Annotated in this window: 11 protein-coding genes; 8 read left to right on the top strand and 3 right to left on the bottom strand. The window is 57.6% G+C overall.

From position 1 onward, the window contains the following. Positions 1-271: 271 nt before the first annotated feature. From MAMT_RS08885 to MAMT_RS11445, 7 genes are all read left to right on the top strand, one after another. Positions 272-1,450 carry a tyrosine-type recombinase/integrase gene (locus tag MAMT_RS08885; RefSeq protein WP_142660661.1) on the top strand — a complete coding sequence of 393 codons (1,179 nt, stop codon included), beginning with the start codon at positions 272-274 and terminating at the stop codon, positions 1,448-1,450. Positions 1,451-1,813: 363 nt separating this feature from the next. Continuing rightward, positions 1,814-2,809 (top strand): hypothetical protein, encoded by a 996-nt coding sequence (locus MAMT_RS08880; protein ID WP_142660659.1) that lies wholly within the window; start codon positions 1,814-1,816, stop codon positions 2,807-2,809. 79 nt (positions 2,810-2,888) lie between these two features. After that, a complete protein-coding gene (locus MAMT_RS08875) occupies positions 2,889-3,179 on the top strand; it encodes a helix-turn-helix domain-containing protein (protein ID WP_150003873.1) in 291 nt (96 codons plus the stop codon). Further along, positions 3,176-3,385 (top strand): helix-turn-helix domain-containing protein, encoded by a 210-nt coding sequence (locus MAMT_RS08870; RefSeq protein WP_142660655.1) that lies wholly within the window; start codon positions 3,176-3,178, stop codon positions 3,383-3,385. The genes MAMT_RS08875 and MAMT_RS08870 overlap by 4 nt, the downstream gene beginning before the upstream one ends. Beyond that, positions 3,382-6,021 carry an AICE element replication initiation protein gene (locus tag MAMT_RS08865; RefSeq protein WP_142660653.1) on the top strand — a complete coding sequence of 880 codons (2,640 nt, stop codon included), beginning with the start codon at positions 3,382-3,384 and terminating at the stop codon, positions 6,019-6,021. Before MAMT_RS08870 ends, MAMT_RS08865 begins: the two co-directional genes overlap by 4 nt. Beyond that, positions 6,021-6,932: a hypothetical protein gene (locus MAMT_RS08860; protein WP_178087042.1), complete on the top strand. Its 912-nt coding sequence runs from the start codon at positions 6,021-6,023 to the stop codon at positions 6,930-6,932. The genes MAMT_RS08865 and MAMT_RS08860 overlap by 1 nt, the downstream gene beginning before the upstream one ends. Then, entirely contained in the window at positions 6,929-7,102 is a 174-nt protein-coding gene (locus tag MAMT_RS11445; protein WP_178087041.1) for a hypothetical protein, read from the top strand. Before MAMT_RS08860 ends, MAMT_RS11445 begins: the two co-directional genes overlap by 4 nt. A gap of 242 nt (positions 7,103-7,344) precedes the next feature. Here the strand turns inward: MAMT_RS11445 and MAMT_RS11790 are convergent, their stop codons facing one another. Next, positions 7,345-7,641: an STAS-like domain-containing protein gene (locus tag MAMT_RS11790; protein ID WP_281289114.1), complete on the bottom strand. Its 297-nt coding sequence runs from the start codon at positions 7,639-7,641 to the stop codon at positions 7,345-7,347. Positions 7,642-7,655: 14 nt separating this feature from the next. Beyond that, entirely contained in the window at positions 7,656-8,615 is a 960-nt protein-coding gene (locus MAMT_RS11435) for a hypothetical protein (protein ID WP_178087039.1), read from the bottom strand. A 259-nt stretch (positions 8,616-8,874) separates the two neighbouring features. On the opposite strand from MAMT_RS11435, the gene MAMT_RS08840 reads away from it, so the two are divergent. Beyond that, positions 8,875-9,144 (top strand): hypothetical protein, encoded by a 270-nt coding sequence (locus tag MAMT_RS08840; RefSeq protein WP_142660646.1) that lies wholly within the window; start codon positions 8,875-8,877, stop codon positions 9,142-9,144. Positions 9,145-9,335: 191 nt separating this feature from the next. Here the strand turns inward: MAMT_RS08840 and MAMT_RS08835 are convergent. After that, positions 9,336-9,566, bottom strand: a 231-nt coding sequence (locus MAMT_RS08835) for a tetratricopeptide repeat protein (RefSeq protein WP_142660644.1), incomplete at its 5' end; no start/stop codon positions are given.

Here is a 9,566-nt window from a genome sequence, read left to right as displayed (position 1 = left end):
TGTAGGCAGAACGAAAAAGTCTTAACGTTCTGTTGCAATCACTTGCGATAGCACACAGCGGAAGTTCGGTTAACGAAGGAAGCTTCCCTAGGACTTCTACCAGGGAGGATTGAGTCTTTCAACCTTGGAGCCGGCTGTGGGATTTGAACCCACGACCCGCAGTTTACAAAACTGTGAAGCATCCTGACGACACCAGAGGCAACGCGCTTTCCCGCTCAAGCTTATTGGCATTGTATTGACACTATAAGCGCGGATGGGTACGCTTTAGAGCATGAGAGCAACCAAGCCGCCACGCCTTAAGAAGCTCGACCCTCCCGTCCTCGCGGACCCGAAGAATCCGAATAGCCAAGCCTATTCCTACATGGTGGTTTGGAACGCGGGCGGGAAGCGGGCACGAAAGTTCTTTGCTTCCTGGCGGGATGCCGACGCCTTCCACCGGTCTTTGAGACAACGGGCGCGAGTGGCCGGAGACGGCGCGCTCTCTCTTCAACCTGGGGATGCGGAAGCCCTGTCCGAGGCTAAGAGGCTCATCGAGCCCTACGGCGGAAACCTGCTCGACGTGGCCCGAGAATGGGCCGAGCGGAAGAAGCGGGAATTGGCAAGCGTACCGGTAAAGGAAGCCTCTTCCTCGTTTCTTAAGGCCAAGGAAGCGGATTGTGCGCGTCCCAGGTATTTGAAGGCTTTGCAAGGTGAACTCTCCCGGTTCTCGACCGCGTTCGCGGGTAGGAAAGTCGCTACGATCACTTCAAAGGAATTGAGCGATTGGATTGGCGGGCTGCCGGTCGGCGGACTGCGCCGGCGGGGGGTGAGAACGATGTTAGGCACATTTTTCGCCTACTGCTCCCATCAAGGTTGGTGCCCGAAAGGAATTATCGAGGACGTTCCTACACTCAGGGTCAAGCCATCAAAGACGGAAGTGTTCACCCCCGATGAGGCTAGCGCGTTGCTCGAAGCAGCAAGTAACGTCGCGCCTGAAATGGTTCCCTATCTCGCCTTGGGCCTATTTTGCGGCCTTCGCACGGCGGAACTGGACAGGTTGGATTGGAAGGACGTCAACTGCAAGGAAGTGAGGATCGAAGCCGACGTTGCGAAGACGGCAAGCCGAAGAGTAGTGCCTATCCTGGAAAACGCTGCGGCGTGGATCGCGCCTTACCGCAGGAAGTCCGGCCCGGTGAGGCCCAAGAATACCCGCCGCACGCTCATTCGCATTTGCAAGGCCGCTGGCGTCACGTGGCGGCCAAACGCGATGCGGCATAGCTTTGCCAGCTACAGGCTGGCGCAGTGCAACGACGCCCCGAGGGTGAGCCTCGAACTCGGGCATATGAGCCCTGCGATTGTCTTCCGCCACTACCGGGCGCTGGTGAACGAGGAGGACGCAAAGCGATACTTCGCCATTTGCCCGCCTGCCGCCTCATCCAATGTGATCCCGATTGCGGCGGGGCAGCGGTAAAAAATATATGCGTATACGGAATAGAGGAAAAAACATGGCGCAAACGGCGCAAACGACAAAGTAATTGTGGATAAACGACTTAATGTGCGCCGTTTTCAAAATAGAAACGGCGCAGAAACGGCGCAGAAACGGCGCTGATCTTTCCCGGCTTCGCGGAAGTGGCGATGCGGAGGGCGGAAAAACATGGCGCAAACGGCATCTATGGGCCGGACGCAACCTGACCGGCAAACCCCAGCGTCGCTTGTAATCAGAGGTTCTGCATTTAGCAAACCCGCTCGGGGCGTTGCGGTATGATCGAACACCATATATAAGAACGGCGGCAATCTGATTGATTCGAGATCGCCGCCGCTGTATGCTTTAGTTGTGAAATCTAAGCTGACAGACTCTACCGTTCTATTGAATCCCGGTCAAGCCGGCGCTGCCGCTGATTCGGTGTATTACACGGAAACCCACGGGCCAACGGCAATTCGCACAGTATGGCAGCAAATCCCTTGGCTCAAAATCCCTGACGGAGTGATGAAGCGGTCTCCGTTGATAGACAAAGGGGATCACCACGCGTTACGGAGCGCCATCGAAGCCTTCATGGATTATTGGGGCTTCACCCCGAAGCAAAGGCAGGAGTGGGAGCAAACGCATTGGAAAGACGTATACAATGGGAAAACGAGCAAGGGGGCGACCGTTCATCCTTATACGATGTTCCTGGCGAACCTCTTCCGATATTCGACTTTTGCATGGTTGCAACAAGACCCTACCAACCGGCCGAATGAGCTAGAACGGCTGTGGCCGAGCGTGGACAAGGCCATTGATGACGTGACGCAAGCCCTCAAGGGGCCGGCCCGAATCCTCGCTAAATGCTACGGCGGGCATGAAATTAAGGCTTATGTCGAGGGGGTGCTATACCTAACCGATCGGCTCAAGCAAAACCCTAACGTCACCCATGAGGAGGTATGGGAGGTTGTCCGGGAAACCAAAGATCTTATCCATGCGAAAGAGGAAGATGCGTCCATGGATTCCTTAACCAGTAAGGAAGGGATGGGACCGTTTGAGCGGGTTATGCGAGAGGCCGCATCGGATAAGCAGGGGCGCAAGCGGAAGTTCGAAGCGGGGGGCGAAATGGTTGCCGAACCTGATGCGATGACAAGGTTCAAAGCGTATTGCGACTACAAGAAGGCCAATCCAACTAAGAGCGATAGGAATACCTGCCGGATTCTGGCGGCAAGGGAAGTCGCGCAGATCGAGGATAAGATGGCGCGCCAGAGAGAATCCGAGTTGGTGGATGCAAGGGCTAAGCGAATACGCGATGCCATTAGTGCCATAAAAAAGCAGCGCAGGGAATCCGGCCAGCCGCCTTTGATATAGCCACCGACGCAATCCTTCCCATCCCTCGGCATCGCGCAACGCTGCCGGGGGATTTTTTTTGCCCTACCCCTGGAAGATTTTGGCCGAAACGGGTGAGATTCAGCCAGCCGGGAAGATCTACCTTGGGCGCATGCAAGTAATCGACATCACCCCAAACGGCGAGCCTGCTCCGCGCTTCCCGGATCGGCTCTTGACACTAGAGGAAGCGGCGACCTTTTTGGCGCTGACCGAAAACTCGGCCAAGCGGCTCATCAAGACCGGGCGGCTTCGAGCCTACTGGGTGTCCGGCAAGTACCGCATCCATCCGAGCGACCTGCAAGCCTTCCTGGCGACCACGGAACTTCCCACCAAGGAAGGGGGCGCAAGATGAGCGACACAAACCCTGCCGCGAATGAGTGGGTTTCACCTGAGCAAGTGGCCGAGATGCTTGGCGTTTCAAAGCGCCTTGTCCTCGAACTTTGGCGCGCCGGAAGGCTGCCGGGCCTAAAGCTGGCCCGAAAGACAATCCGTTTCCGCCGGTCAGACGTCGAGGAGGCCCTGGCCGCGATGATCGAGGGAAAGGCGGTCCGGCGATGAACGGCGAACCCATCACCCAGACGCCGGAAGTGGCGTCTTCGAACGGCCAGATTGTTCCTGTGCTCGATGACGCCGCGCTGGTAATCAACCCTCTCGAAGCGTACCTGACTGAGCGCGGCATCCGTAGGGAAACCTGGGAAGCAGCCGGGGTTGAGCTAATCGAAAAGCCCGAGCCTGGGCTCATGAAAGACCGCCTGGGCTTCGACCGGCTTGGACAAAGCGACATCTCCTCTGCACCGGGCATCTGGTTCCCGTACAAAGACGAGGCCGGGAAGATCCGAGCTTGGGGGTTTCGAACGATCCCTGAGCTTCACAACGGCGACGGCGAGCCTGTGAAGTTCCTTAGGTCCAAGGGCTCCGGCACCTATCCCTTCGTCGGGCCGAAAGCCAAAGAGGTTTTAGACAAGGCTCATAAGCCGATGATTCTTACGGAAGGAGCCGTGAAGGCTCTTGCTATCGAGCAAGCCGGAGGATTCGCACTTGGGCTAACTGGTTGCTGGCTTGCGAGGTCCAAGAACGGCGATAACTCGGAGGATGCCTACGCCATGCCCGAATGGGAGGGCGACATCACTTGGCAAGGTCGCTCTGTTTCCCTCGCTCTCGATGCTGATTTGGAGACCAACCCAAGCGTCCGCACCGCGCTCTTCGCTAATCTACTGGCTCTGCGCAAGGCGGGAGCCGTGCCCCGGCTACTCCGGTGGAATCTCTCGGAAGGAAAGGGGATCGACGATTGGGCGGCCAGAAAGGAAGACCCTGCCGCCGCGCTTCAAAAGCTCATGGATGAGGCCGTCGATCTCTCGCAAATCATCCGTCCCGAGCATCTGGTGCCATTCCAGAATGCATTGGACAAGTCCAATCTATCGCCTGCATTGCGAAAGCAGATATCGAAGGAGGTTGCTAAGCCGCTCAAGGTTGCGGCGAAGGATCTCCAAGACAAAGAGGGCGGAGGCTCCGCCGATGCGAAAGCGCGGGCGCTGTATGCGCTGGCGAAAGCTGACGTTGAGCTTTTCCATGACGGATCGGACGGGCGCTTTGTCCGGTTCAACTCGGACGGCCATAGGGAGACGTGGCCCATTCAATCGTCCGCCGCAAAGGAGTTTTTCCAAAAGCTCGCGTATGACAACGAACTGGCCGCGCTGAGTGGCGAAGTCTGGGGCGCGACGGTCAACCTTCTCAGTGCGGAAGCGCGATTCAGCGGCAAGCAGGCTAAGGTTTTTCTTCGCGTCGCTCCCGAGATCGGACCGGACGGGAACCTGGCCGGTATTTTTGTTGATCTCTGCGATGCGAATTGGCGAGCGGTTCACGTCACCGCGAACGGTTGGGAGATCCTCGACCGATCTCCCGTCCTGTTCATCCGCTCCGCAACCGCCCTGCCGCTACCGACACCGGAGAGGGGAGGGAATCTTGAGGAGTTGCGAGGGTTTCTGAATCCTGGGCTCGACGATGGTTCATGGTTGCAGATCAAAGCTTTTCTCGCCTTCGCGCTGCACCCCATCGGACCCTACCCGCTGCTCGAACTCTTGGGGGAGCAGGGTTCAGGCAAGAGCACAGCCGCCCGCTTCCTGCGGTCCCTGATAGACCCGTCGAAGCCGAAGCTCCGGGCCGCCCCAAAGACTGTCGAAAACTTCTGCGTTGCGGCTGAAAATTGCTGGCTACCGGCATTCGATAATCTCTCCTACATCAACGATGATCTTTCGGACGCGCTATGTCGGTTGTCAACGGGTGGGGGCTTCGGAGCAAGGCGGCTCTACTCCAATAACGAGGAGCGAGTTCTTGATGCGAAGCGCCCCGCAATGTGGACGGGAATCAATGAGGTTGCCATGCGTGGCGATTTGGTTGACCGGACTATCTCAATCGAACTTCCGAGCGTACCGGAAGAATCGCGTAAGCAGGAATCGGAAGTTGAAGAGCAATTCCGCAAAGCGGCTCCAAAGCTTTTCGGCGCTCTCCTGAGCCGTATCGCGGGAGCGCTTCGAGAGCTTTCCAACGTCCGTCTCGACCGGCTGCCCCGCATGGCCGACTTCGCCACCTTCGCCGTAGCCGCCGAGCGCGGAGCGGTGGAGCCGGAAAGATTCTTGGACGTGTACAGAGCGGAGCGCACGGAAGCTTCCGCGCGAGCCGTTGAAGGATCGCCTGCCGGGGCCGCGCTGATGAGATTTCTGGAAACCCACAACTCCGGTTGGGAAGGATCACCTGCGGAATTGCTGAGCGAGCTACAGAATACGTTGCCGGACCCGAGCCGTCCGCCGCGAGGCTTCCCGGACAACTCCCGCTCCCTCGGTAAGCAGATCCGCCGACTCGCGCCGAGTCTGCGGCGTATGGGATGGGACGTTGGATATGGGCATTCGCACAAAAGCAAAAAAATCTACTTCCAAAAGATAACGCAAAAACCGGCGCAACCGGCGCAACTGGCGCTCGGCATTGACTGTCAACATGTTGCAGGAACTCCGGTAACTGGCGCAGACAAAACACAAACGGCGCAAACGGCGCAGAACGGAACAGAAACGGCGCACACTAAGCCATTGCCCAACAATGAGATTGACGTTTGCGCCGTTTGCGCCGTTTCCTCACCCCCCTTCGGGAACCCAGAAAAATCACAGGAACCGAAGCCACAACGAACCAAGGAGTCATTCTAGTGAGGGCCATCATCTCCGAACTGCGGTCCACCGGATCGACCGTCACATTAAGTCAAGCTGGCACGATAGACATTGAATGGGCATCGGAGTTGCCCGAGTCCCAACGCGAGGAGTTCCGGGAGATCATCCGCAAGAACAAGCCCGCGATCATCGAGGCACTACGGGCCGAACCCTCGGAATCAATCGAGCAAACACAGGACCAGGAGCCCGACGATCCGGCACGCCGGCACTACATGGAACCGGGCGCTTTCCTAGCCGAGCTTCGAGCAAACGGCGGATCGCTCACCATCAAGCCGGACGGCCAGCCGTGGATAAGCTTCGCCGGGGACACCCCGCGAGAGATCAAGGACCGGCTCACCCTGGTTTACGCCTACCACCAAGCCGCGATCATAGAAGCACTCAAGAAGGAGCCGACCCCGACGCCGGCACCACCCCCGCCGCAAGAAGATCCCATTCCGCTCGATAGCCCTGAGGAAATGCGGCTTCGGGAAAGCTCCGAGTACCGGGAGCTTAGGGCAAACCTTCTCACCCACTGGCACTCCTACGGACGCACGCCGATCATCGACGAGGCGTTTCGCAGGTATCCCAAGCACACAAAGGCTGCCGTTCGAGCCGCCATTGAGGACATGGCCCTGGTCTGCCCGGACTGCGCCCGGAGGCTCGAAATCGGCGCCTGCACGCACCGGAAGCCCGAGTTGGCGTGGTTCGATTTCAAGCTCAACCGTGACGAGCTTCGCCTATGGGCTACGGCGGCTCTTCCCTGGCCTAGGCGTCCGCTGACCCCGCAGGACATCGAGGCGGTCTGCGAGCGAGGCGAAAAGGAGAAAGGCTTTCTGCCGGTGGTAACCAGAAGAGCTATCGCGCAGATCCTAAGAGAAGAACAAGAAGAACAGAAAGTAAATCAATCATGAATCAAACTGTAGACGCCAAGGCCGAGATCATCCGGATGACCCAAGAGATCGACGGGCTGAAAGACAAGAGAGCCGAGCTTTCGGCGAAGATCCGGGAATTGGACACCCTGCGCAGCAACTTGGCCGCCGCGAGTAGGGCAGCGGAATCGGAAGCAGAAGCGGAGCAGTAGGAAGAGACGGAATCGTTCTAGGAATCCGGCAAATGAATGCGAACCGCAAACAACGCCGGGCTGCTCAGAGCAAGCAGAGGCTCAAGGACAAGCGCATGGCTCGATTGAAGAAACGCATGAAAGAATTGGAGGCCCGAGAATAAAGACCTACTTCGAGGAAGAGTTGGACTCCCTGGGCTTTCAGGAGTGGAAAGCCGGGCTGAATGGCACGTTTGAGTAGAAAAACGACTGCGTTCGATCCATCATTCGGAGCGCGCCAGCCGTTTGCCTCGTTCGATTCCGTGAGAGACGGCGGAGACCAGGAAGCCGCGAATCAGAGGGGAACAATTCTTGAAGCGCACTCGATCGATTAGATCGAAGGGATGGTCTTCGGCCAGATTTCCGAAAAGAGCGTTGGAGAACGACTCGGTCATATTTGTGACACCCTCGAAGTCGAAAACAATCAAGGAACCCAAGCTAGTCTTAGCTTCAACCTCATTGAAACGGAAGGCATTAGCCTGATCGCCATCAGCCAAGAAGCACCCGAAGAGTTCCTTCATGAAGAACTCATGAGTCATAAAAAAAGATTAGCGTCGGATTCCTCCTCCGGCAAGCCTTTTACCTTGCGTCGGGCTTCTTTCAGCATGGCATCGTAATCGCCAATTTGCTTTCGTGTAAAACAGACGGAACAGACGGTGCCGGGGAAGAAGCCGTTTCCGGGAAGTCCGTCGCTTTTAGGAGATCGAACACCATCTTGCTTCCACCAGCCGCTGCCGGAGACGACCACCATATGGCCCAAGGTTTGCCGGACGAGATCCCGCAGCATGCTGAGACCGACGCCCGCGTTGGGGGATTTGCCGTACATATGAGGAAGATCGGCAGTGCTGGAGACATTGGGGCGAATCGCGAGCGCAATCGCTTCCGCGTCGGTCATTCCTTCGCGATAGAATTTGGAACGGTTGTCGCGAAAGCTTCCGCGAATCCCGCGCCCGCAATCAGCGACGCCAATCCGCGCGAAGTCGCTCTTCGCCGCATACTGGGCGGAAACATAACCTATGGCCCTGGAATGTTGCCGACAATTGAGGATGCATTCGCCAGCGGAGAACTCGATTACTTGTTTGGCTGGCCCCCCTGCGGGATCGATGCATTCGCCTAGGGAAGATGCCAACTCGGGCTTGGTAGCCGAATTGATCTTCTCCACGGGGACGAAGTCGCGAGATCCAGAACGGCGAAAAAAATCTTCGGGTAAGTCGAGGCCCATCTCGCTGAAAAGGTCGATGCGCTGCAAATATCGGAAGGCCTCGCAATCCTTATGATTGACGAAAGAACATCGGACATCCTGGACGTGCAGTTCGTTGACCATGGCGACGACACTCACAATGGCGGCAGGGATGTAATAGGCGACCTGCTGAAAATCGAAGCAGACTTCGGAATGCGAACGACATTCGCCCAAGCGGGCCAGCAACTCGCCGAGGTTACTTTCGAATACATACTGCGGAAGCTTGATTGTGTGCGATCCCATCGGCAAAAGCATGCCGCTTCAAGCCCATCAAAACAAGCCAGGGTTCGCAAAGTTAGCGAGGGCATGAGCAAGAGGCGGGAAAAGGGACTCGCTTCCTTCAAGCAGGTTCAGTTTATGCGCGGGCTAGGCTATCGGGGGGATGCAACAATGGTATCGTTCGAGGAGGCGAAAACATGGATCGGCGAGCGCCTGAAAGATTCTCAACGAACCCCGTCGAATTTGCGCGCGTGATGCTTGCCCTTAAAACTGGCTCCCTCCTATCATGCGCTGCATGAGAACCTTCCTCGCGGCCGTTGCGTCTCTCATCTTGCTCACGTCTTCAGCCCGCGCCTCGGTGGGCAGCTATTGGGAACTCCCCGGGGGATACCGCTGGGGAGTTACGCCGGACGGCAATCTCTGGAGTGGTTGGGAGCATTCGGACGGCTATTTCTGGGGCTCCGATATGCGCGGGAATACTTGGAGCGGCTGGAACATGCCTGGCGGTTATAGTTGGTATAGCGGAAACCCTCCGGTGATCCCGGGCGATGATGATGATGAGTAGCGCTCCTGCCGCCCCCATCCCGCCGGCCAGCACCTTATCTTCCTGACGTCCTCCGGCGTTCCCTTGGTTGCCCAGCCGCAATGCCGCCAGGACTGTGGCTTTCCGCGATCCTGGGCCGCGACCGTTAGGAAAGCCCTTCATGCACCCAAAGAGTCTTAAACAGGCCGCTCAAGCTCGGCAGGCTCCTGCACTCAGCGCGGCGCGATGGCGAGATTGAAAAGCTTGTCGGCCAGATCGGGCGACAGCGTCTTGAGTTTCTGGTAGATCTCCATGACCTGGTTTTCCCTACCGGCTAGGTTGTACAGAAGGCCCAGGTTGTACCAAGCCGTCGCATCCTGCGGATTGATTTTTAACGCTTGGCGGAAGGCCTCAGCCGCCGTAACGAGATCACGTGTTTCGGTGTAGGCAATGCCCAGGAGGCG

This window comes from Methylacidimicrobium tartarophylax (genome assembly GCF_902143375.2).
GTDB lineage: Bacteria > Verrucomicrobiota > Verrucomicrobiia > Methylacidiphilales > Methylacidiphilaceae > Methylacidimicrobium > Methylacidimicrobium tartarophylax.
The sequence above is the reverse complement of the archived record's forward strand: the minus strand, read 5'-3'. Positions and strand labels throughout refer to the sequence as shown.